Origin of the sequence: Lentzea roselyniae (assembly GCF_039537795.1) — a bacterium.
GTDB lineage: Bacteria > Actinomycetota > Actinomycetes > Mycobacteriales > Pseudonocardiaceae > Lentzea > Lentzea atacamensis.
The window spans coordinates 59432-79575 of sequence record NZ_BAABBE010000036.1 but is presented as its reverse complement, the minus strand read 5'-3'; the positions used below and the strand labels follow the sequence as shown (position 1 = coordinate 79575).

Here is a 20144-nt window from a genome sequence, read left to right as displayed (position 1 = left end):
GCTACGACGGGGCAGGCATCGGCGTGTTCACGCCGGTCAAACAACCTACGGACGGCCAGGTGCTCGACATCGACACTCGCACCTACAACGCCCTGCTGCGAGGCCTGCGCTGCCTCGGTGAACGCGGTTTCGCCCTGCTGACCGGGCGCTGGCGCGCCCTGCGGCACTTCACCACCAGCCCACGCAAGATCGGCCACATCGTCAAAGCCGCACTCGTACTCACCCATTTCGAGTACGGACGGCTCACCTGAAACTCGTTGAGATCACGTCAATGTCCGGTTCTTCGGATTCCGTGGCGGAGTGGTTCGCTGCGCCCTTTAAGTCTTGCCGAGATGGAATTCGCCGCCATGCCCTGGCCCACGCTTGCGTCCAGGCGAACATCCCGGTCCGCGCGGCCATCAGCTCGGCTGCAGGTCGCGCAGGTCCGCGGTGGCGGAGAACCGCGAATCGTTCGCGGCTGTCAGCCTTTGCCTTGTCCCACAACGTGTCGGACGCAGTCGGACAACACCTGCCGCATCTCGTCCGGTGCGACCAGCGTCCCTCCCTCCCGCTCATCTTGGAGGGACAGCTGTCCGCTCAGGATGGGCTGCGTGGAGGTATCTCATGGCGGTCGCGGCCGAGATGCCGAATACGCGCATGAGGTGCACAGGATCAGCGGTGACGCGGGCTTCGTCGAGGATGCGGTCCTGGCGAAGGCTTGAGGCCTGGATGCCCAACAGCCGGAAGCAGCGGTCCACGGTGGCGCGAGCGATGGGTGACCCAGCGAGGACGAACGCGCTCTGCGCGGTGATCAGCAGGTGCGGATTGGTGCTTGTGGGCCAGCGGCGGTGACGTTCGCGAAGCCAATCCAGCGCCAGCTCATGAGTCAGATGATCGAAGTGGACAGTGCGCTGTCCCCGCCGACGGCGGACGGCGAGCCTTCCGCGCTGGAGATCGAGATTATCGAGGCGGAGATGACGGATCTCAAGGCTGCCAAGCCCATGGACGGCGACCAGCACGACAGTCAGGCGGGCCAGTGCACCCTCCGCTCGGTCGATCAGGCCGCGTAACCGCTCGGGCGGGATAGCGACAGGCAGCTTGACCGAGGTCGACCGCTATCTCGCCCAACCGGGCCAGGCGCTCGCGTACATGGTGGGACGGCTCAAGTTCCAGGAGTTGCGCGCCAAAGCCGAGCAGACGCTAGGAGCGGCGTTCGACGTCCGTGACTTCCACGAGGTCGTCCTCAACCACGGCAACCTCACCCTCGGCCTGCTCGACGAGGTCGTCACGGCCTGGATTGCCGAGGGCTGACCGCATCTGCTCCACGTCCAGCATCCCCTCCCAGCGCGACACGACGAACGTCGCCACGCAGTTGCCCAGCAGGTTCGTGAAGACGCGCATCGAATCCATGATCCGGTCCGCGCCGAGCAGCAACGCGACCGCCGCGGCCGGGATCGACCCGACCGCGGCGACCGACGCGGACAGCGCGAGGAACGCCGAGCCGGGCACACCGGCCATGCCCTTGGAGGTCAGCACGAGCACCAGCACGATCGTCAGCTGGTCGCCGAGATCCAGGGGCACGTTCAACGCCTGGGCGAGGAAGACCGTGGCGAGCGACAGGTAGATCGAGGCACCGTCCAGGTTGAACGAGTACCCGGTCGGCAGCACCAGGCCGACCGATGTCGGCGCACATCCGGCACGCTGCAGCTTCACCATCATCCGCGGCAGCACGGCCTCCGACGACGCCGTGCCGAGCGCCAGCAAAAACTCCTCCTTCGCGAACCGCACGAACCGCACCAGGTTCACCCGTGCGAACGACCACGCGATCACGCCCAGCAGCAGGCAGAACAGCAGCGCCGCGCCGTAAGCCGACAGGATCAGCCAGAGGTACGTGCGCAACGACCCCAGCCCGTACTGCCCGACCAGGAACGCCATCGCCCCGAACGCGCCGAGCGGCGCCAGCTTCATCACGTAGCTCAGCACCGTGAAGAACGCCAGGTTGACGCGTTCCAGGAGATCCACCACGGGCGTCGCCCGCTCACCGAGCTGGGCCAGCGCGCAGCCGAACAGCACGGCGAACAACAGCACCTGAAGCAACGCGTTGCGCGCCAACGCGTCCACCACACTGGAAGGAATGAGATCCAGCAGGAACTGAACGACGCCGGGGAGGTGACCGCCCTGCGTCTTCGCCTCGACGGCGGAGGCGTCCAGTGTGGAGGGATCGACGTTCATGCCGGCACCCGGTCGCACCACGTTGCCGACCAGCAGCCCGAACGCGAGCGCGGCCGTCGACACCACCTCGAAGTAGATCAGCGCCTTCACGCCGATCCGGCCGACCGCCCGAAGGTCACCGACCTTGGCGATGCCCGTCGCGACGACGCAGAAGATCAGCGGCGCGATCACCATCTTGATCAGCTTGATGAAGCCGTCCCCGATCGGCTTCAGGTCCGCGCCGAACGACCTGAAGAAGTGGCCCACGAGCACACCGGCCACAACCGCGACGAGAAGCTGTAGAAAGAGCGACCGAGTTTTCACATCCCGGAAGCTAAATCTCATTTATGAGCGATGGAGTGCCCTTCGTGTTACACCTGCGCTATCCGGCGAGTGGCACACTGCCGCGCATGAAGCCAGTCGCGGCCGTTGCCGCCCTGCTCCTGCTCGTCGCCTCCTGCAGCGCGAGCGAACCCGAGGCTCCGCCGGTCGAGCTGCCGCCCGTCGGTGGCAGGTTCGACTACCAGATCGGCGGGATCTACCAGCCGGACGCCCGGGTCAAGATCGTCGTGCGCGACCGCGGCAAGATCCCCGTCGGAGACCGCTACAACGTCTGCTACCTCAACGCCCTCCAGACGCAGCCGGATCCGATGGAGGGCAGCCTGAGCTGGTGGCGGCAGAACCACGGTGACCTGCTGGTCAAGAAGCCGGACGGGCAGCCGGTGATCGACCCGGAGTGGGACGAGGGCATCCTCGACATCTCCACCGCCGACAAGCGCCAGAAGATCCTCGACATCCAGAAGAAGTGGATCGAGGGCTGCAAGATCTCGCGCTTCCAGGCGATCGAGGCGGACAACCTCGACTCGCACACGCGCGCCGGCGGGGCGTTCGACCTCAACGCCACCAAGGAATTCATGAAGGCGTTCGTGAAGCACGCCCACGAGAAGGGGCTCGCCGTCGCGCAGAAGAACGGCGGTGAGCTCGGCGACTCGGGCAAGAAGTACATCGGCTTCGACTTCGCGATCACCGAGGACTGCGAGGCCAACGGCGAGTGCAAGCACTACGCGGACGCGTTCGGCGACAACTTCTTCCAGATCGAGTACACCGACGAGGCGTTCCAGAAGTCGTGTGCCGATCGCGGCGGCAAGGTGGCGATCATCCGCCGCGACCGGAACGTGGTGCCGTACGGGCACTCCGACTACGTCAACGAGGTCTGCCCGGCCAGCTGAGCGAGGAACGCCTGCCACTTCTCGGCCTGGCCGGTCGCGTCACCGAAGAGGTGGTGGCCGACGGCGTTCGTGCCGTGGAAGCGGTAGAGGCCGTCCTCGCCTCGCACCCCGAGGAACTGGTGGACGTCGTGGTTGACGACGTAGTCCACGACGCCGGTGACGCCGAACGGTTCGAGCGTGACCTCGTCGCCGACCTGCGCGTCCTCGGGGACGCCGAGCGCCCTCATCAGCGCCGGCCAGCTCTTCTCGCCCTCCGGCCACTGCGCGAACACGTAGGTGCCGTGCCTGCCCGCGAAGTGCTTCACGTACTCGGCCATCGTGAACAGGTACATGTCCCAGCCCTTCGAGGACTGGTCCAGGTACTCGTCGCCCCAGCCGTCGCCGAGGATGCCGCTGTGCACGAACCGCAGCACCGTCGAGCCCTGGTCACGGCCCTCGATCAGGTACTCCATCGCGTGGAACGTGCCGCCCTCGCCCTTGTCGCTCTCGTAGGCGAGGTGCCTGCCGGGCTCCCAAGCGGTGATCGTCGAGTGCTCCTGGAAGAAACCCATGTCGATCGACATGCGGCCACCGAGGCGTCCGTCGACCGTGTGCGGTCCCATGAACCACGAGTCGATGCCCGGGCCGGTCGCGATGGCGTCCCAGACCTGCTCGGGGGTCCCCTCGACCTCGACTTCCTTCTTGATCTCGAACTCGCGGGTCACGACTCTTCCTCCTTGGCAGCGACGCTGGGATGCAGGGCGACGACGACTCGGTGCGGTCGCCCTCCTTCGGCCTGTTCGTCGTGGTACTTGGCGACGAGCCGCGTCACGCACGTGGCGAGCTCTTCTGCGAACGCCGCGCGGTCGGCCGCCGTGGCGAACCGGACCTCACCGTCCAACGCGAAGGTCGCGAGCCGCTTCTTGGCCTTGGTGGCGCCCGTGATCAACGTGCCGACGTCGCGCACCAGCCTGGCCGAGACGGCCAGCAGCCACCGCGCGGACAACCGATCGGGTGAGCGCGCCGGGTCGGGCTGCACCGCCGCGAGCGCCGTCGGGGAGATCACGTAGGACGCTGCGGTCGCCTGCAGCAGGCGCTCGTTCACGTTGCCCTTGCGCCGTTCCTCGACGAGCTCCACCAGGCCGTGCTGCTCCAGGGTGCGCAGGTGGTAGTTCACCTTCTGCCTGGGCAGGCCGACCTTCGCGGCGAGCATCGTCGCCGATCCCGGCTCGGCCAGTTCCGCGAGCAGGCGTGCCCGCACCGGGTCCAGCGACACCTCGGCCGCTGCTGGGTCCTCGATCACCGCCACTTCGAACATGGCTCCACCGTCGCACCGAAAACAAAATTAGTCAAGAACTGAGTTGCTGTCGGTGACTTTGCTCCACCTGGGTGGCTTTGGACCCGGTACCGTAAGCGGTGTCTCGATTGGTCGTTGCTTGTTCGCAACCCTTGAGGAGACAACATGATCATGATGCTGGTGCTGACCCTGCTGGCTCTGCCGTTCGCCCTGACCGCCGCCAACGTGGGAAGACGCAGGTGGATCCGCAAGAGGGGCGTCGCGAGAGTGCGCGCCGAGCTCGACGCTTTCCACGCCGAGCTGGCGCGGCAGGGCCTCAGTCACTTCTCCGGACGCTGAGCCGGACTCTTCCTGAGCACGTTCGTCGAGGGCGAGATCCTCGTGACGACGTCGCCGAAGCGGTCCAGCAGCGCGGTCGAGACGGCATCGGGTGACGACCCGACGACGGCGAACTCGTGCAGCACCTCGTCACTGATCAGCTCGCTCATCTCAGTCCACTGTTGCCGCCGGGACATCCGGTGCAGCTCCTCGTGCAACGAGCCCCAGCCGTGCAGCTCCAGCACCGGCTTGTACGCGGGCGTCGATCCGTAGAACGCGATCTGCCGCTTGACGTCGGCGATCTCCGCATCGTCGGTCGCGGCGAACACGGGCCCGCTGATCTCGAAGCCCTCCAGCGTCTTTCCCGCCTTGGCCCGGCCGCGTTCGAGCGCGGGCAGCGTCACCTCGCGCAGGTACCGCTCCGTCGTGAAGTTGTGGCACAGGAAGCCGTCCGCGACCTCACCCGCGACCTCGGTCATCAGTTCGCCGACACCCGCGAGGTAGATCGGCGGGTTGCCGTGCGGGTTCGGTCCGGGGTCGAAGAACGGCGTCATCAGCGTGTGCTTGTAGAACTCGCCGCGGAACGCCAGCCGCTCGCCGGTCTCCCACGCGTGCCAGATCGCCCGGACGGCCAGCACGAACTCGCGCATGCGGGCGGCCGGCCTGCTCCACGGCATGGAGAAGCGCTTGGTGATGTGGGCTTCGATCTGCGAGCCGAGCCCGAGGTTGAACCGGCCCACCGACAGCAGCTGCAGGTCGTTCGCCGTGGTCGCGATGGTCATCGGGTTGCGCGCGAACGCCACCGCGATCGCCGTGCCGAGCTCGATCCGCTCGGTCGCCGCCGCGGCCCCGGACAGCGCGAGGAACGGGTCGTGCTTGGTCTCGGCGAGCCAGAACCCGTCGTAACCCCGGTCCTCCGCCCGTTTCGCGATGGCACCGGCGTTGCCAGGCGTGTAGTCGACGGCGCTCCTGTCCAGCTTCATGCCGTTGAGGTTAGAAAACCGCCCAGCAGCGCGTTGAACTCAGGAGCCTCCTGGACGAGGTGGTCGCGTCCCCGGCACATCGCCCGTCGCCCACCGGTCTCGCGGGCGATCCCGGGTCCCCTCCGGCTCGAAGTCCTGCCGCGCGGGTGACGACTGCCCGTGGTCCGGCCGGTCCGGTGCGAGCGGCGTCCACCGCTCGGTGAGCGGTCGCTGGGCGCGCCAGGTCTCCCGGCCTCCGAGTACGCCGCCGCGCACCAGCACCACGCGCGGACCACGGCCCCACTGGTGGACGTGCAGTCGCATGGCGCGAGCGCAAGAGTCAGCGGTAGCCGTACCGGGGCTCGCAGGCGATTCCGTTCCGGTTCCCGTCGAGCTCGACCCGGTAGCCGGGCTGGCCCCAGTAGATCGGCGCCGCACCGGCCCGCCAGGCGTCCTCGCAGCTCGCGTAGAACACCGGCTTGGGCTTCGGCGTCGTCGTGGTCGGCTTCGGAGCGGGCGGTGGCGGAGGCGGCGGGGGAGGCGGAGCAGGAGTGGGGGTCTCGAGGGCGTCCTTGCCACCGCACGGCGCGCCCCAGAGCCCCATCGGAACCCGCTGTGCGGCGCCTTCGGCTTCCCTCTGCGCGGGCGTCGGGTTGCCGGCGGTGCGGCCGGCGCCGTTGCCCAGCGCGAGCAACGCGTAGTCGGTGCCGTCCGCGAGGACGAGCGAGCCCGTGGTCCTGTCGTACCGCACCTGCTGGTTCAGCAGCATGCTGCCGGCGAACTTGGCCGCGGCCTCAGCCCAGCACGGTCCCGGCTGGGCGAGGCCCGCGACCTCGGCTTTCGACCCGTCGGACAGCATCACCGCGCGGCCGTCCACGATCGAGGCCACGCTGATGCCCAGCTGGGCGGGCGGGATCGCCGCGGACGTCGTCACCGGCACGTCCTCGACCGGCTTCTCCACGGCAACGGGAGTCGACTGCTGTACCTGCGGCGCACACCCTGCGGTGAGCGCTACCAGCAGGACTCCGCCGCTCACAGTTCTCCACCCCGACATGAACCCGAATGGTGCACTCTGACGGGAGAGTGGCCAAGGTTACGTATTTGACCCGGATCGGTTCACAGGTAGTCCGAACTGAAATACGGAGACGCCCAGTTCAGCGTGCGGGCTTCAACGTCCAGACCACGGTCATCTCTCCGGTGGTCACGCCCTCGGCATTGGTGATCATGATGTTCACCGGGAACTCCGGCCGCGTTCCGGACTCCAGCTCGGCCAGCACCTCGTCGGCGGCGCGCCCGAGAACGGCCTCGGCACGCAGGACGCCCATGGCGACCTTCTTGTAGGCGATGTCCGCGCGGACGACGAGCGGCGTGGCCTTGCCCATGTGCGCGGCGAACGCGGCCATCACGACGGCGCCGGACGCGGTCTCCGCGAGACCGAACATCATCGCGGCGTGCGGCCCGCCGACGTGGTTGCGCAGCGTCTCGTCGTCCGGCAGCGACGCGACGACACGGCTGGTGGAGACCTCTTCGAAGTCGATGCCGGTGGTCTTGACCCACGGCACTGCCTGCTTCATTGCGTCGGCGACGAACGACACGTCTTGGCTCATGAGACGGATGCTACCGGCGGGTAACCCAGTTTGCTACCGGTCGGTAACCGGCACTCACCGTGCTCGTACCACTCCACAGTGGAGTGAGACCTGAAACCCACTTGCGTTCCCGTGTGCCGAGATGGATGCTTGTGCTGAGCAACTAGTTGGGTGATACAAGCAACGAGGTGTGTGTGATGGTTGAGCCGGGGAGGTGCCACGTGGATCCCGAGCACGAGCACGAGCTCGCTGATCGCGTGAGCATGACGATGGTGCGTCTGAACAAGATGCACGCCCAGCTCACACACCAGATGGCCAAGCAGGGCATCGACAAGTCGGCGTTCGTCCTCCTGGCCTCTCTCGCCGGTCTCGGCGAGTGCAGGTCGAGCGCGCTCGCCGAGGCGGTGTTCTCCGACCCGTCCACGATCAGCAGGCAGGTGGCCGGGCTGGTCAAGGACGGGCTCGTGGAGCGGCGAGCCGATCCGGCCGACGGGCGGGCCAGCGTGCTCGCCGTCACCGAGGCGGGGCGAGAGCTGCTCGCCGAGCGAAGCCGCATGCGCCGTGAAGCGTTCGAGCGGCTGTTCGCGGACTGGTCGGAAGACGACTTCAAGAGCTTCGCGGATCTGTTCGAACGCTTCGTCCAGGACTACGAACGCACGATTCCGGTGCTGATGACCGAACGCGGGCTGGGGATCCGCGCAGGAGGGGAAAAGTAGAGATGTCACAGACAACCGAGGCGACACCCGCACCAGGGGCCTCGTTGACGCATCGTCAGATCCTGACGGTGCTGTCCGGCCTCATGCTGGGCATGTTCCTCGCGGCACTGGACCAGATGATCGTTTCCAGCGCCATGAAGACCATCGCGGACCAGCTGCACGGCCAGACGCTGCAAGCGTGGGCGACCACCGCGTACCTCATCACCGCGACGGTGACGACGCCCTTGTACGGCAAGCTGTCCGACATCTACGGGCGCAAGCCGATGTACCTCGCCGCGATCTCGTTCTTCCTGCTCGGATCGCTGCTGTCCGGCATCGCGACGTCGATGTACGAGCTGGCCGCGTTCCGCGCGGTGCAGGGCCTCGGCGCCGGAGGTCTGATGTCGCTCGCCTTCGCGATCATGGCGGACATGACCTCGCCGCGGGAGCGCAGCAAGTACTCCGCGTACTTCATGGCGGTGTTCGGCTCGGCGAGCGTGCTCGGCCCGGTCGTCGGCGGTCTGTTCGCCGGTCTCGACACGTTCGCCGGTGTGACCGGCTGGCGCTGGGTGTTCCTGGTGAACGTGCCGATCGCGCTGATCGCGCTGCTCGTCGTCGGCCGCGTGCTGAACGTCCCGCACCAGCGGGTCGACCACCGCATCGACTTCCTCGGCGCGCTGTCGCTGACCGTCGGCCTGGTGCCGTTGCTGATCGTCGCCGAGCAGGGACGTGAGTGGGGCTGGGCCTCGGCCACGTCGCTCGCGATGTACGCGATCGGTGTGCTCGGCCTGGTGGCGTTCGTGTTCGTCGAACGGCGCATGGGTGACGAGGCGCTGCTGCCGTTGCGGATGTTCGGCAACCACACGTTCGCGCTGGGCAACACGGTCAACTTCGTGCTCGGCATCGGCATGTTCGGCGGCATGGTCTCCATCCCGCTGTACCTGCAGATCGTGAAGGGCGTGTCGCCGACGGTCTCCGGCCTGATGCTGCTGCCGATGACGTTCGGCATCATCTCGGCGACGGCGATCAGCGGCCGCGTCACCGCGAAGACCGGTCGCTACAAGCTCTTCCCGATCATCGGCTCGGCGCTGATGGCGATCGCGCTGTTCCTGTTCAGCACCATCGGCACGGACACGCCGGCCGGGCTGGTCATGGTCTACATGTTCGTCATGGGTGCCGGTCTTGGCCAGTGCATGCAGACGCTGCTGGTCGCGATCCAGAACGACGCCGAGCCGCGCGACATGGGTGTGGCGACCTCGTCGGCGACGTTCTTCCGCAACATCGGTGGCACGGTCGGCACCGCGGTGTTCCTGTCGATCCTGTTCAGCACGGTGGGCGACAAGATCGCGGAGGGCCTCAGGTCCGCGATGCAGACCGAGGCGTTCAAGGTCGCGCTTGCCCAGAACCCGGAGTTCGCCAAGTCGCTGCAGGCCGGTGGCGGGTCCGGCGTGGACATCAACAACACCGAGTTCCTCAACCATCTCGACCCGGTGCTGGCGCGTCCGTTCCTGGACGGCTTCTCCGGCGCGATCGACCTGGTCTTCATGACCGGCGGGATCGTGATGGTGGCGGCGTTCGTCCTCGTGTGGTTCCTGCGTGAGAAGCCGCTGTCGACCAGGTCGGGCCTGGAGCGGGTGGCCGACGCCGAGGCCGTCGCGGTCTAGCCGTTGCGCGAAAAAGGGCCGTCCTCCTCGTGGGGGGACGGCCCTTTCGCGTTGTCTCAGTGGTGCACTTCGCCGTTCGCCTCGGCATCCTTGAGACGCTGGTAGGAGCGGACGATCTCGGCCTCGGCCTCGGTGCGGCCGACCCAGGTCGCGCCCTCGACGCTCTTGCCGGGCTCGAGGTCCTTGTAGACCTCGAAGAAGTGCTGGATCTCCAGGCGGTCGAACTCCGCCAGGTGGTGGATGTCGCGCAGGTGCTCGTGCCGCGGGTCGTAGGCCGGGACGCACAGAACCTTGTCGTCGCCGCCCTTCTCGTCGGTCATGCGGAACATGCCGATGGCACGGGCCGCGATCAGGCAGCCGGGGAACGTCGGCTCCTGGACGAGGACGAGGGCGTCCAGCGGGTCGCCGTCCTCACCCAGGGTGTTCTCGATGAACCCGTAGTCGGCCGGGTACTGCGTCGACGTGAACAACGTGCGGTCGAGGCGGATGCGACCACTCTTGTGGTCCACCTCGTACTTGTTGCGCACGCCCTTGGGGATCTCGATCAGGACGTCGAACTCCACTGGTCCTCGCTCATGTAGCCCATTCGTGACGCCACTAGTGTGGACCACGACGCCCTGTCAACCCTCATCGGAGCCGCGGCTGGAGGGTGTGAGATTGCCCGTACCGAGCTGACGGAGGTCCTCTTGCCGGACGAGCCCCAGTGGCCGACCGAGGACGACGACGCCGAGCCCGGCGTCGTGCCAGAAGGGCCAACTCTGCAGGTCAGCCGCCCGTCGCTGGATCAGCCGACCATGCGGCTCCCGATCGCTCCCGTGCTGGCGCCACCGTCCACTCAGGAGCCGCTGCGATCGTCTCCTGTCCGTTCAGCTCCCAACGGCGCCGGCAGCGCCGCGAGGGCTTCCGGTGTGCCTTTGCAGGGTTCCGGCGGGCCCGCGGGTGGATCTTCTGGTGGGAAGTCTCACGGGCAGGTTGGTCCGGACGGTGGCCAACCTCGGCAGGTCGAGCCGCCGAGGGCCGCGCCGATGCGGATCTCGCCCGGTGCCGAGGCCACTCCGGTGGCCGCGAAGACGGCTCGGGTCGACCAGTTGCCGGTGTCGGAGCCGTCGTGGTTCGACCAGTCGGTCAGACCTGAGTCGCAGGCCCCGCGACCCCAGCCGCCGCGCCATGAACCACTGCGCCAGGAGCGCGTCCAGCAAGCCGCGCCGCCGCGCCAGGAACCACTGCGCCAGGAGCGCGTCGAGCAGGCCCCGCCGCCGCGCCAGGAAGAGCCCGTTCGCGAGACCCTCCCGGTCTCCGGTTACGACGAAGAGCCGGAAGACCGGCTGACCGGCTCCGACGAGCCGAAGAAGGGCCGCAAGCCGCTCGTCGTCGTGCTCGGCCTGCTGGTCGTAGCGGCGCTCGCCGGAGCCACGCTCTACGCGGTCGACGAGTTCGGCGGCCCAGCGGCCGTCGAGATCAAGCCCCCGGCCCCGCCCGCCGCGGTCCAGCCGCTGGTCAAGGCGGTCACCGCGGGTGGACCGGCGCCGAGCCCCGCCGGCGTGAAGTCGGTGCTCGCCGGCCCCGCCGGCAACTCCGCTCTCGGCACGCTGACCGGCAGCGTCGTGGACCCCGCCAACGGCACCGTCCTGTGGCAGCAGGGCGACACCACGGCCGCGACGCCCGCGTCGAGCCTCAAGATCCTCACGGCGGCCGCGGCGCTGCTCAGCCTGGAGAAGACCGACCAGCTGTCCACCAAGGTCGTGCAGGGCGCGGAGCCCGGCACCGTGGTGATCGTCGGCGGTGGCGACCCGACGATCTCCGGCACGCCCGGCAGCTCCGTCTATCCCGGCGCCGCCGCGTTGGACGACCTGGTCAACCAGGTGAAGCAGAAGGGCCAGGTCACCAAGGTCCAGTTCGACCTGAGCCGGTACACGGGCGAGGCGCTGGGCCCGCAGTGGGAGACGGCCGACATCGCGGGCGGCTCGGTGGCACCGATCGTGCCGTTCATGCTCGACGGCGGCCGGCTCAACCCGAAGAACGACGTGTCGGCCCGCACCGGGAGCCCGGCCCAGTCGGCGGCGGACGCGTTCGCGCAGCGCATCGGGGCTCCTGGCGCGACCCCCGGCACGGCTGTGCAGGGCGCGCAGGTGCTCGGCGAGATCAAGTCGGCGCCGATCGAGCAGCTCGTCGACAACATGATGCAGATCTCGGACAACGTCCTCACCGAGGCGATCGCCCGCGAGGTCGCGATCAAGACGGGCAACGAGCCGTCGTTCGCCGGTGGCGTCAAGGCGGTGCGCGACGTCCTGACCAAGAACGGGTTCGACCTCACCGGCGCGAACTTCGTCGACGGCAGCGGCCTCTCGGCCACGAACAAGATCCCCGCCAAGCTGCTCACCGACGTGCTGGCCACGGCGGCCAAGCCCACGCTCGACGACCCGCGCACGGCGAAGCTGCGGCCGTTGCTGACGGCACTGCCGGTGGCGGGTGGCAGCGGCACCCTGGCCGGTCGGTACGGCGGCAGCGCGTCCGGCGGCAAGGGCTGGGTGCGGGCCAAGACGGGCACGCTCACCGGCGTCAACGCGCTCGCCGGCGTGGTCGTCGACGTCGACGGACGGGTGCTCGTGTTCTCGTTCATGTCGGCGAGCAACCGCAACCCGGAGCTCGAGGTGAGGCCGGCGCTGGACGTGATGGCCGCTGCGTTGCGGGGCTGTGGCTGTTCGTAGCGGGGCGTGCGCAGGTAACTTCGGCAGGGTGAACGGCGCGACGGAGGCAGAGCTCGGCCCGGTGGACTGGGAGCTGGCGGTGGCGACCGCCGTCCGGCTCGTGCGGCCGGGCCCGGTGATCGGCAAGGACCAGGCCGACCACGTCGTCGGCAGACTTCGTGAGCTCGCGCCTCAGGCCGAGGTGCACGTGCGCGAGCTGACAGGCCTCGGCCAGGGTCTGCCGCTGCTGCCGGGTGAGGTCGTGGACCGCCCCGCGTGGGTCAGGGCCGCCGCGCAGGGCCTCGCCGCCCTGACCGCGCCCGCGATGCCGCGTCAGGCCGGTGCGATGGCGAGCATCCTCGCGGGCACGGCCGGCGTGCAGGCGGGCGTCGTGATGGCGTTCCTGTCGTCGCGGGTGCTCGGCCAGTACGACCCGTTCAGCCCGAGCGACCAGCTGGCGGGACGGCTGCTGCTCGTCGCGCCGAACATCGTTGGTGCGCAACAGGCCCTGGACGTGCCCGACGACGACTTCCGGATGTGGGTGTGCCTGCACGAGTGCACGCACCGCCTGCAGTTCACCGGTGTGCCGTGGCTGCGGAGGTACTTCTCCGACCAGGTCACGGCGCTTCTCTCCACAATGGACGACGATCGAGCGCCGCTGCCGGACGTGATCCGCGACTTCCGGCACAAGCTGCGCGCGGGCGACGGCCCGATCGGGCTGATCGAGCTCATCCAGTCGCCGCAGCAGAAAGCCGTGCTGGACCGGCTGATCGCACTGTCCACTTTGCTCGAAGGCCACGCGGACCACGTGATGGACGCGGTCGGCCCCACCGTCGTGCCGTCGGTGTCGACCATCCGCCACCGCTTCACCGCGCGCCGCAAGGGCGGCGGCCTGCTGGACCGGGTCCTGCGCACGCTGCTCGGCGTGGACGCGAAGGTGCGCCAGTACGAAGAGGGCGCGGCGTTCACCGAGTACGTCGTGGAACGCGTCGGGATGGACGGTTTCAACGCGATCTGGACCTCGGCCGAGACCCTGCCGACCCGTGCCGAGATCGCCGAGCCGATGACCTGGCTGCGTCGCGTGGCCCCGTGAGTGAGGCACCGTGAACGGCCCGGTCGCCGAGATCAGGACGGCGGTGCGGAGGTTCCTCGACGAGGTGCGCCCGGACGCGGTGACCGTCGCGGTCTCCGGCGGCGCCGACTCCCTGGCGTTGGCCGCGTGTGTCGGCCGGTTCGTCCCCGGCGCTTCCGCCGTGATCGTCGACCACCAGCTGCAGCTCGGTTCCGGTGACGTGGCGCTGCGCGCGGCCCGGCAGTGCGCGGAGTTCGGTCTCGTGGCCCATGTGGAGGCCGTCGAGGTCTCGGGGCCCGGTGGCCCGGAGGCGGCGGCCCGCAAGGCGCGTTACGCGGCTCTGAGGCCTGCTTCCGGCGTCGTGCTGCTCGGCCACACCCTCGACGACCAGGCCGAGACCGTGCTGCTGGGCCTGGGCCGCGGCTCCGGCCCGCGTTCGATCGCGGGGATGCGTGCGTTCGACCCGCCGTGGGGACGGCCGCTGCTCGGCGTGTCGCGCGCCGCCACCCGTGCTTTCTGTGCGGAGCAGGGCATCGAGGTGTGGGAGGACCCTCACAACTCGGATCCGTCGTTCACCCGCGTGCGGTTGCGTTCGGAGGTCCTGCCGTTGCTGGAGGACGTGCTGCAGGGCGGTGTCGCGTCGTCGTTGGCGCGCACGGCTGCCCAGCTGCGCGAGGACTGTGACGCACTCGACTCGCTGGCCGCGGCGTTCGGCGGCGACTGCTGTGCCGTGGACGACATCGCCGAGTTGCCCGTCGCACTTCGACGGAGAGTGCTCAGGTCGTGGCTCATCGACGAGGGAGTGCCGGAACTGTCCGATTCGCACCTGCGTCGTGTTGACGCACTCGTGAGTGAATGGCGCGGTCAGGGCGGTGTCTGGCTACCCGGCGGCTTTGTCGTGCGGCGCGCGCATGGCAGGCTCGTTGTTGAACCAGAGTCTTAAGCAGAGGGGACCTGTCCGTGTACGACGGCGACATCGCATCCGTGCTCATCACCGAGCAGGAGATCAGCGACAAGGTCACCGAACTCGCCAAGCAGGTCGCGGATGATCACCCAGAAGGTGACTCCGACCTCGTGCTTATCACCGTTCTCAAGGGCGCGGTGATGTTCATGGCCGACCTGGCCCGAGCGCTGCCCGTTCCTGTGCAGCTCGAGTTCATGGCCGTTTCGTCCTACGGCTCCTCCACGTCCTCCTCGGGCGTGGTGCGGATCCTGAAGGACCTGGACCGAGACATCGCCGACCGCAGGGTGGTGATCGTCGAGGACATCATCGACTCGGGCCTCACGCTGTCGTGGCTGCTCAAGAACCTGCAGTCGCGCCGGCCTCGGTCCCTGGAGGTGTGCACGCTGCTGCGCAAGCCAGACGCGGTGAAGGTCGAGGTGCCGGTGAAGTACGTCGGCTTCGACATCCCCAACGAGTTCGTGGTCGGGTACGGCTTGGACTACGCCGAGAGGTACCGGGACCTGCCGTACATCGGCACCCTGGACCCGAAGGTTTACTCGAGCTGACGGTTCTCCTGACGTGAAACGGGGGCGCTGCCATTCGTGGCAGCGCCCCCGTTTTTCGCGATTCCGGTGGGTCAGCAGTTCGGCCGGCACCGCCGCTGCGAAACGGCGTCCAGCAGCACCCCGCGGATGTCCTCCGGAGTCGGCGCCTGATACGCCTTACCTCCGGTAGCAGCGGAAATGGACCGCAGCGCATCCATGTCGACCTCCTCCCCGAGCCCGACCATGATGATCGGCACGGGCTTGGTCGGGTCGGTCTCCCGCTTCAGGGTCTCGATCAACGTCGCGGTGTCGATCGACGAACCGGTGTCGTCGTTGCGGCCGTCGGTCATCAGCACCACCGAGTTGACCTTCGACGGGTCGTAGGTGGACAGCACGTGCCGGTACGCCGCGAGGGTCGTGTCGTTCAACGCCGTGCCGCCGCCGACGAGTCCTGGCAGCTGGCTGGCGCCCGCCTCCAGGCGCTTGCGGCGGGTGACGCCGGCGAGCGGCTCGCCCAGCGGGCCGATCGGCACGAGCTCGATCCAGTCCTGCGGCGGCTTCTTGTCGGTCGAGAACGCCCACAGGCCGATCTGCGTGGTGTCCGGCAGCATTGCGAGTGCGGTCATGGACGCCTCCGCCGCGGCCTCCACTCGAGTCTTGCCGTTGCGGTCCTTGTCGATCATCGAGCCGGAGACGTCGATGACGGTCAGCATGCGCATGTCGAGGCTGATGGCGCCCCACGTGCGCAGCAGCTCGGACACCTGGTCGGCGTTCGGGGTCTCGATCAGCTTCACGTCGCCGGCCTGCACGCCCTCGACGTCGGTCGACCACTTGGCCGGCGCGGCGCCCTGGACGGTGCGGAAGCCCGCCTCGCCGAAGCGCTTGGAGGTCTCGGCTGACCGCAGGACCTTCTCGAACTCCGCGGCGGCGTCGCCGATGCCCTCCGGCTCGTTCTGGCGGGAGACCCGGACCAGCGGGAAGTCGAAGGACAGCGTGCCCTCCTTGGGCGGGGCGCCCAGGACGAGGTTGTCCTTCGCCGCGCGGTTGTTCGCGACGACGGACTGCTCGGTCGCGGCGAAGAGCGGTGCCTTCTCCGCGTCCGTGGTGACCTTGCCGAACGAGTCGCGCACCGACGGGACGGCGCTGCGGCCCACGCGCAGCAGGGTGCCGACCAGCTCCGGCTTGGGCGTGCCGTCCGGGTTGCCCAGCAGGGTGCGGATCACGAACAGCGAGGCGAGGCCCTCGGAGGTCATCGTCGGGTCGCTCATCGAGACCTGGACCTTCGGGTCGACGACCTTGGACCAGGAGACGGGGGTGACCGGGTAGCCGATCTTGGACATGGCCTTCTCGGAACCGGCCATCACGAGCGGGCTGGAGGCGAGCGAGGGCTTGATGTCGAGCTTCGGGGCCTCGGGGCCGGTTTCCGCGGCCTGCCGCTGGGCCTCCGCGGCCCACATCGAGGAGTCGGGGATCCAGAGGGAGTGCGGGTTGATCTGCGCGGTGGGGAGCTCGTTCGCCACGTCGGCCGCGTTGCGCGACTCGACCTGGACCTGAACGCAGCGGCCCTTCACGACCGGTTGCGACCGCTGGTAGTCCTGCGCTGCCGCGTTCACCACATCTAACGCGGCAGGTGTGACGGCGACCTTCAACGGCAGTGCGCCGGAGCAGTCGGCGCCGCTGGTGACACGTAGTGCCACGACCGTGACGCCTGCCGCCGCGACCACTCCGAGCAGGGCGCCCACGGGCAGCGCAACCCGCCGGAACAATCCGGGGGACGTGTGACGTGCTGACATACAGTTACTTACCTTCGGTCACGTGTTCACTCTTTCGAGTGGCGGGGGAACACTCGGGGGATGAATGAGGATGACATGTGACCCCCAAACGTAATGAGATGGCGTGACCTGCGTCACTCATCCGGACGGCCGTATTTGTTCCGGATGAACCAAACTGCGTGAACGTGCGTGGCAGCGGTCACGCGTGGGAACCCGGGACCGCCCCCGACCGTTGGTTGCTCAGTACCCGACCAGCGGGCGGTAGGCTGGTCGGACGCGGTATGTGGGTCTTCCACTGCCCGACGCGCAAGTCAGGGAGGGTCGAGGCCGCCCGCCGGCCGTAAGTGCATGGACCGCAAGCGCCTGCTTCGCAACCCGCTGCTGTGGATCGCTGCGGTGTTGCTGCTCTACTTCGTCTTCACCGTGCTCTTCGACGACTCACGGGGCTACCACCCGGTCAAGACGTCCCAAGCACTCCAACAGGTGCGGGACGGCAAGGTCAAGGAAGCCACGATCGAGGACAAGGAGCAGCGGCTCCGGCTCACCCTCACCGACGGAACGACGTTCGAGGGCAGCAACCGCCTCATCACGCAGTTCCCGGCCAGCGCCACGGACGAGATCTTCAACGTCCTCGACCAGGCCGGCAACAAGCCGACCGTGGAGACCAAGGTCAGCCAGGAGTCCATCCTGATGCAGATCTTGATCTACCTCGTGCCGCTCGGCCTGCTGTTGCTGCTGCTGATGTGGATGATGAACAACGCTCAGGGCGGCGGCAACCGCGTTCTGAACTTCGGCAAGTCCAAGGCCAAGCAGCTGTCCAAGGACATGCCCAAGACGACGTTCTCCGACGTCGCCGGTGCCGAGGAGGCCGTCGAGGAGCTCGAGGAGATCAAGGACTTCCTCCAGAACCCCGGCCGCTACCAGGCGCTCGGCGCGAAGATCCCGAAGGGCGTGCTGCTGTACGGCCCGCCGGGAACCGGTAAGACGCTGCTCGCCAGGGCTGTCGCCGGTGAGGCCGGCGTGCCGTTCTACTCGATCTCCGGTTCGGACTTCGTCGAGATGTTCGTCGGTGTCGGTGCCTCGCGTGTGCGCGACCTCTTCGAACAGGCCAAGCAGAACGCGCCGTGCATCATCTTCGTCGACGAGATCGACGCGGTCGGCCGGCACCGCGGTGCCGGTCTCGGCGGCGGTCACGACGAGCGCGAGCAGACGCTGAACCAGCTGCTCGTCGAGATGGACGGCTTCGACTCGCGTGGCGGGATCATCCTGATCGCGGCGACGAACCGTCCCGACATCCTCGACCCGGCCCTGCTGCGTCCCGGCCGCTTCGACCGCCAGATCCCGGTGTCCGCACCGGACATGAAGGGCCGCAGGCAGATCCTCCGGGTGCACGCCAAGGGCAAGCCGTTGGCCGCCGACGCCGACCTCGACGGTCTCGCCAAGCGCACCGTCGGTTTCTCCGGCGCCGACCTGGCGAACGTGATCAACGAGTCGGCACTGCTCACCGCCCGCCAGAACGGCCACGTCATCACGGCGGCCGCGCTGGAGGAGTCGGTCGACCGCGTGATCGGTGGTCCGGCCCGCAAGAGCCGGCTCATCTCCGAGAAGGAGAAGAAGATCACCGCGTACCACGAGGCGGGCCACGCGCTCGCTGCGTGGGCCATGCCGGACATCGACCCGCTCTACAAGGTCACGATCCTCGCCCGCGGCCGCACGGGTGGTCACGCCCTGGCGGTGCCTGAGGAGGACAAGGACCTGATGACCAGGTCCGAGATGATCGCGCGGCTGGTGTTCGCACTGGGTGGCCGCTCGGCGGAGGAGCTCGTGTTCCACGAGCCCACCACGGGTGCGTCCAACGACATCGAGCAGGCGACCAAGATCGCCCGCGCGATGGTCACCGAGTACGGCATGAGCGCGCGGCTCGGCGCGGTGAAGTACGGCCAGGAGCAGGGCGAGCCGTTCCTCGGCCGCTCGGCGGGCCGTCAGGCGGACTACTCGCTCGAGGTCGCGCACGAGATCGACGAGGAGGTGCGCAAGCTCATCGAGGCGGCGCACACCGAGGCGTACGAGGTGCTCAACACCTACCGCGACGTCCTCGACAACCTCACGCGCGAGCTGCTCGAGAAGGAGACGCTGCACCGCAAGGACCTGGAGCGGATCTTCGCGGGCGTCGAGAAGCGGCCGCGGATCACCCAGTTCAACGACTTCGGTGACCGCACGCCGTCCGACATCCCGCCGATCAAGACCCCTGGCGAGCTCGCCAAGGAGCGCGGCGAGCCGTGGCCCCCGGTCGTCGAGGACACGCTCGAGGACGACTCTCAGCAGGCGGAGCCCGCTGCTGCCGAGCCGGTCACCGAGGAGTTGCCGTCGCCGAACGGGTCCAACGGCGTGCACCAGCCGGTGCAGCCGACGAACCAGGCGGGTCCGCCGAACTACGGCGCCCCGCCCGGATGGACCCCGGCGACCGTGCCCGGCGGCAAGCCGCACAACGTCTGGGAGCCGAAGAAGCCGCAGCCTGACCAGGACGAGCGGCAGTGACGGAGCAGAACCAGCTCGACGCAGACGCCGGTCTCACCCGCAACGGGGAGGCCGGCGTCTCCGCGCGGCGGGTCTTCGACCATGCGCGAGCAGAGGCAGCGGTGCGCGAGCTGTTGATCGCGTGCGGTGAGGATCCGGAGCGCGAGGGCCTGCGCGAGACACCCGCTCGAGTGGCGCGGGCTTACCGGGAGTTGTTCGCGGGCCTCTACACCGACGCGGACAGCGTGCTCGCGAAGACGTTCGACGAGAGCCACGAGGAGCTCGTCCTCGTCACCGACATCCCGATGTTCAGCTTCTGCGAGCACCACCTGCTGCCGTTCCACGGCGTCGCCCACGTCGGGTACATCCCGAACGAGGCGGGCCGGGTGACGGGTCTGTCGAAGCTCGCGCGGCTCGTCGACCTCTACTCGAAGCGCCCGCAGGTGCAGGAACGGCTGACCTCGCAGGTCGCCGACGCGCTGGTGCGCAGGCTGGAGCCGCGCGGCGTGATCGTGGTCGTCGAGGCCGAGCACCTGTGCATGGGCATGCGCGGTGTGCGCAAGCCTGGTTCGCGCACGACGACGTCCGCGGTGCGCGGGCTGCTGCGCACGTCCGCCTCGTCGAGGGCGGAGGCGATCGAGCTGATCAGGGGCCGGTTGCGGTGAGCTCGTTGCCGAAGCCGGGCCGG

Annotated in this window: 21 protein-coding genes and 1 pseudogene; 13 read left to right on the top strand and 9 right to left on the bottom strand. The window is 68.4% G+C overall.

Translation table 11 applies throughout. The features are described from left to right. The 3 genes and pseudogenes from ABFX45_RS39760 to ABFX45_RS39750 form a co-directional block, all read left to right on the top strand. Positions 1-251 (top strand): transposase family protein (locus ABFX45_RS39760; protein ID WP_346135952.1); only part of this gene is annotated, 251 nt, incomplete at its 5' end. Positions 252-827: 576 nt separating this feature from the next. After that, a complete protein-coding gene (locus tag ABFX45_RS39755) occupies positions 828-1049 on the top strand; it encodes a hypothetical protein (RefSeq protein WP_346135950.1) in 222 nt (73 codons plus the stop codon). A 79-nt stretch (positions 1050-1128) separates the two neighbouring features. Continuing rightward, a pseudogene (locus ABFX45_RS39750) lies at positions 1129-1206 on the top strand (hypothetical protein); the annotation flags it as partial. Here ABFX45_RS39750 and dctA read toward each other — a convergent pair. Beyond that, entirely contained in the window at positions 1180-2535 is a 1356-nt protein-coding gene (gene dctA / locus ABFX45_RS39745; protein ID WP_346135948.1) for a C4-dicarboxylate transporter DctA, read from the bottom strand. The pseudogene ABFX45_RS39750 and the gene dctA sit on opposite strands and share 27 nt — an antisense overlap. Before the next feature lie 65 nt (positions 2536-2600). Between dctA and ABFX45_RS39740 the strand changes: the two genes are divergently transcribed. Next, entirely contained in the window at positions 2601-3419 is an 819-nt protein-coding gene (locus tag ABFX45_RS39740) for an endo alpha-1,4 polygalactosaminidase (RefSeq protein WP_170154722.1), read from the top strand. Here the strand turns inward: ABFX45_RS39740 and ABFX45_RS39735 are convergent. After that, entirely contained in the window at positions 3389-4123 is a 735-nt protein-coding gene (locus ABFX45_RS39735; RefSeq protein WP_346135946.1) for an SRPBCC family protein, read from the bottom strand. The two genes, ABFX45_RS39740 and ABFX45_RS39735, sit on opposite strands and share 31 nt — an antisense overlap. After that, positions 4120-4716 (bottom strand): ArsR/SmtB family transcription factor, encoded by a 597-nt coding sequence (locus ABFX45_RS39730; RefSeq protein WP_211337134.1) that lies wholly within the window; start codon positions 4714-4716, stop codon positions 4120-4122. Before ABFX45_RS39730 ends, ABFX45_RS39735 begins: the two co-directional genes overlap by 4 nt. 144 nt (positions 4717-4860) lie before the next feature. Here ABFX45_RS39730 and ABFX45_RS39725 point away from each other — a divergent pair, with 144 nt between their 5' ends. Next, positions 4861-5034: a hypothetical protein gene (locus ABFX45_RS39725; RefSeq protein WP_170154724.1), complete on the top strand. Its 174-nt coding sequence runs from the start codon at positions 4861-4863 to the stop codon at positions 5032-5034. Here the strand turns inward: ABFX45_RS39725 and ABFX45_RS39720 are convergent. The 4 genes from ABFX45_RS39720 to ABFX45_RS39705 all read right to left on the bottom strand — a co-directional run bounded on the left by ABFX45_RS39720 (position 5016) and on the right by ABFX45_RS39705 (position 7582). Then, a complete protein-coding gene (locus tag ABFX45_RS39720; RefSeq protein ID WP_346135944.1) occupies positions 5016-5996 on the bottom strand; it encodes a TIGR03617 family F420-dependent LLM class oxidoreductase in 981 nt (326 codons plus the stop codon). The genes ABFX45_RS39725 and ABFX45_RS39720 overlap by 19 nt on opposite strands. Positions 5997-6035: 39 nt before the next feature. Next, entirely contained in the window at positions 6036-6299 is a 264-nt protein-coding gene (locus tag ABFX45_RS39715) for an alpha/beta fold hydrolase (RefSeq protein WP_346135942.1), read from the bottom strand. A 16-nt stretch (positions 6300-6315) separates the two neighbouring features. After that, positions 6316-7011, bottom strand: coding sequence for an excalibur calcium-binding domain-containing protein (locus tag ABFX45_RS39710; protein WP_346135940.1), 696 nt, complete (start codon positions 7009-7011; stop codon positions 6316-6318). A gap of 118 nt (positions 7012-7129) precedes the next feature. Further along, positions 7130-7582 carry a DUF4442 domain-containing protein gene (locus ABFX45_RS39705; RefSeq protein WP_109631125.1) on the bottom strand — a complete coding sequence of 151 codons (453 nt, stop codon included), beginning with the start codon at positions 7580-7582 and terminating at the stop codon, positions 7130-7132. A gap of 176 nt (positions 7583-7758) precedes the next feature. Between ABFX45_RS39705 and ABFX45_RS39700 the strand changes: the two genes are divergently transcribed. Both ABFX45_RS39700 and ABFX45_RS39695 read left to right on the top strand, forming a co-directional pair. Beyond that, a complete protein-coding gene (locus ABFX45_RS39700; protein WP_346135937.1) occupies positions 7759-8277 on the top strand; it encodes a MarR family winged helix-turn-helix transcriptional regulator in 519 nt (172 codons plus the stop codon). Positions 8278-8279: 2 nt separating this feature from the next. Beyond that, positions 8280-9920, top strand: a complete 1641-nt coding sequence (locus ABFX45_RS39695) for an MDR family MFS transporter (RefSeq protein WP_346135935.1) — start codon at positions 8280-8282, stop codon at positions 9918-9920. Between the two features lie 56 nt (positions 9921-9976). On the opposite strand, the gene ABFX45_RS39690 is transcribed toward ABFX45_RS39695, so the two are convergent. Continuing rightward, on the bottom strand, positions 9977-10483 hold the full coding sequence (locus ABFX45_RS39690) for an inorganic diphosphatase (protein WP_109631135.1): 507 nt from the start codon (positions 10481-10483) through the stop codon (positions 9977-9979). Positions 10484-10606: 123 nt separating this feature from the next. On the opposite strand from ABFX45_RS39690, the gene dacB reads away from it, so the two are divergent. The 4 genes from dacB to hpt are packed head-to-tail and all read left to right on the top strand — an operon-like array spanning position 10607 to position 15188. Then, a complete protein-coding gene (gene dacB / locus ABFX45_RS39685) occupies positions 10607-12628 on the top strand; it encodes a D-alanyl-D-alanine carboxypeptidase/D-alanyl-D-alanine endopeptidase (protein WP_346135933.1) in 2022 nt (673 codons plus the stop codon). Between the two features lie 28 nt (positions 12629-12656). After that, positions 12657-13700, top strand: coding sequence for a zinc-dependent metalloprotease (locus tag ABFX45_RS39680; RefSeq protein ID WP_109631141.1), 1044 nt, complete (start codon positions 12657-12659; stop codon positions 13698-13700). A gap of 10 nt (positions 13701-13710) precedes the next feature. Then, positions 13711-14622, top strand: a complete 912-nt coding sequence (tilS, locus tag ABFX45_RS39675; protein ID WP_346135930.1) for a tRNA lysidine(34) synthetase TilS — start codon at positions 13711-13713, stop codon at positions 14620-14622. A 17-nt stretch (positions 14623-14639) separates the two neighbouring features. Next, a complete protein-coding gene (hpt, locus tag ABFX45_RS39670) occupies positions 14640-15188 on the top strand; it encodes a hypoxanthine phosphoribosyltransferase (protein WP_109631147.1) in 549 nt (182 codons plus the stop codon). A 71-nt stretch (positions 15189-15259) separates the two neighbouring features. Here hpt and ABFX45_RS39665 read toward each other — a convergent pair whose 3' ends face one another. Next, complete coding sequence (locus ABFX45_RS39665) at positions 15260-16960, bottom strand: substrate-binding domain-containing protein (RefSeq protein ID WP_109631152.1); 1701 nt, start codon at positions 16958-16960, stop codon at positions 15260-15262. Positions 16961-17287: 327 nt separating this feature from the next. Here ABFX45_RS39665 and ftsH point away from each other — a divergent pair, with 327 nt between their 5' ends. After that, on the top strand, positions 17288-19477 hold the full coding sequence (ftsH, locus tag ABFX45_RS39660; protein ID WP_109631155.1) for an ATP-dependent zinc metalloprotease FtsH: 2190 nt from the start codon (positions 17288-17290) through the stop codon (positions 19475-19477). Then, the gene (gene folE / locus ABFX45_RS39655; RefSeq protein WP_109631160.1) at positions 19474-20121 is read left to right on the top strand and encodes a GTP cyclohydrolase I FolE; all 648 of its coding nucleotides are present in this window, start codon (positions 19474-19476) and stop codon (positions 20119-20121) included. The genes ftsH and folE overlap by 4 nt, the downstream gene beginning before the upstream one ends. The last annotated feature ends 23 nt before the right edge of the window (positions 20122-20144 follow it).

Excerpts from the sequence above, each read along its gene's own strand:
- ABFX45_RS39665 (WP_109631152.1), bottom strand. The coding sequence starts at position 16,960 with ATGTCAGCACGTCACACGTCCCCCGGATTGTTCCGGCGGGTTGCGCTG.
- ftsH (WP_109631155.1), top strand. The coding sequence starts at position 17,288 with ATGGACCGCAAGCGCCTGCTTCGCAACCCGCTGCTGTGGATCGCTGCG.
- ABFX45_RS39740 (WP_170154722.1), top strand. The coding sequence starts at position 2,601 with ATGAAGCCAGTCGCGGCCGTTGCCGCCCTGCTCCTGCTCGTCGCCTCC.
- ABFX45_RS39730 (WP_211337134.1), bottom strand. The coding sequence starts at position 4,716 with ATGTTCGAAGTGGCGGTGATCGAGGACCCAGCAGCGGCCGAGGTGTCG.
- ABFX45_RS39700 (WP_346135937.1), top strand. The coding sequence starts at position 7,759 with ATGGTTGAGCCGGGGAGGTGCCACGTGGATCCCGAGCACGAGCACGAG.
- ABFX45_RS39725 (WP_170154724.1), top strand. The coding sequence starts at position 4,861 with ATGATCATGATGCTGGTGCTGACCCTGCTGGCTCTGCCGTTCGCCCTG.
- dctA (WP_346135948.1), bottom strand. The coding sequence starts at position 2,535 with ATGAGATTTAGCTTCCGGGATGTGAAAACTCGGTCGCTCTTTCTACAG.
- ABFX45_RS39705 (WP_109631125.1), bottom strand. The coding sequence starts at position 7,582 with ATGAGCCAAGACGTGTCGTTCGTCGCCGACGCAATGAAGCAGGCAGTG.
- ABFX45_RS39695 (WP_346135935.1), top strand. The coding sequence starts at position 8,280 with ATGTCACAGACAACCGAGGCGACACCCGCACCAGGGGCCTCGTTGACG.
- ABFX45_RS39720 (WP_346135944.1), bottom strand. The coding sequence starts at position 5,996 with ATGAAGCTGGACAGGAGCGCCGTCGACTACACGCCTGGCAACGCCGGT.
- ABFX45_RS39715 (WP_346135942.1), bottom strand. The coding sequence starts at position 6,299 with ATGCGACTGCACGTCCACCAGTGGGGCCGTGGTCCGCGCGTGGTGCTG.